1 protein-coding gene is annotated in these 1,234 nt (G+C 50.8%); it reads right to left on the bottom strand.

Translation table 11 applies throughout. The annotated features are described in order from the left end of the window. Window positions 1–18 precede the first annotated feature (18 nt). A protein-coding gene (locus BIS10_RS18785) for an IS3 family transposase (protein WP_113271325.1) occupies window positions 19–1,172 on the bottom strand; the annotation gives its coding sequence in 2 pieces (ribosomal slippage) (window positions 19–935 and window positions 935–1,172; 1,155 coding nt in all). Window positions 1,173–1,234: the final 62 nt, after the last annotated feature.

Here is a 1,234-nt window from a genome sequence, read left to right as displayed (position 1 = left end):
TGAATCGCCCCGGATATTCTAGACACCCGTTAGGCTCTTAAAGTAACGCCTTTCATACTCAACCGGTGACAAGTTATCACTTGTGCTGTGTCGGCGCTTTGGGTTGTAAAACATTTCAATGTAATTGAAAACGTCACGTCTAGCCGCTTCGCGTGTTGAATAAATCTGTCGCTTGATTCGCTCTCGCTTGAGAAGTTGAAAGAAGCTTTCAGCAACGGCGTTGTCATGACAGTTACCACGTCGGCTCATGCTGCCTACCAAGTGATTTGCTTTCAGAAAGCTTTGCCAGTCTCCACTGCTAAACTGGCTTCCTTGATCCGAATGCACCATCACCGTTCCTTGTGGCTTGCGTCGCCAGACTGCTGATAACAAAGCATCCAATACCAACTCCGTAGTCATGCGAGACTTCATCGACCAGCCAACCACTTGACGGGAAAACAGGTCGATAACTACTGATAAGTAAAGCCAGCCTTCGTAAGTGCGGATGTACGTGATGTCCGTCACCCAAGCAATATTTGGCGCTGTTACTTCAAACTGACGGTCTAAATGGTTAGGGGATACAACAGCCGGTTTTCCACCACCATAGCCGCCAGGGCGTCGTCGATAGCCCGTCTGAGAGCGTAAACCTTCCCTATTCATAAGACGCGCCACACGGTGCTTCCCGCAAGCTTCGCCAGCTTCACGCAAGTCCTGGTAGACTTTGCGATAGCCATATACACCGCCGCTTTCAAGCCAAGAGTGCTTGATCAATCCCAGCAGGCGCTCATCTTCCCGTGCTCGATTAGAGAGCGCTTTTTTACACCATGCGTAGTAACCGCTGGGGTGCACTGCCATCACCTGACACAAGCGACGTACCGAATATTGGCTCGCATGATTTTGAATAAACGCGTACCTCAGTCGGACTCCCTGGCGAAGTACGCGGTGGCCTTTTTTAATATGTCTCGCTCTTCTGATACGCGTTTGAGTTCGGCCTTCAAACGACGGTTTTCAGCTTGGAGATCATCATCCTCTTGCCGTTGTTCTACCGGCTTATCGTAGCGCTTAATCCAGTTGTATAGGCTGTGACCTGACACGCCTAGCCGCTCAGCGACCTCGGCCACGCGATGGCCGCGCTCTACCACCTGTTTGACGGCTTCGATTTTGAATTCTTCAGTGTAGCGGGGATGGCTCATGGTTCCTCCTAGATACCTTTAGTATAAGGCCTGGAGGTGTCTACGAAACCTGGGGCGATTCA

The organism is Halomonas sp. 707B3, from assembly GCF_024158645.1.
GTDB lineage: Bacteria > Pseudomonadota > Gammaproteobacteria > Pseudomonadales > Halomonadaceae > Vreelandella > Vreelandella lionensis.
The sequence above is the reverse complement of the archived record's forward strand: the minus strand, read 5'-3'. Positions and strand labels throughout refer to the sequence as shown.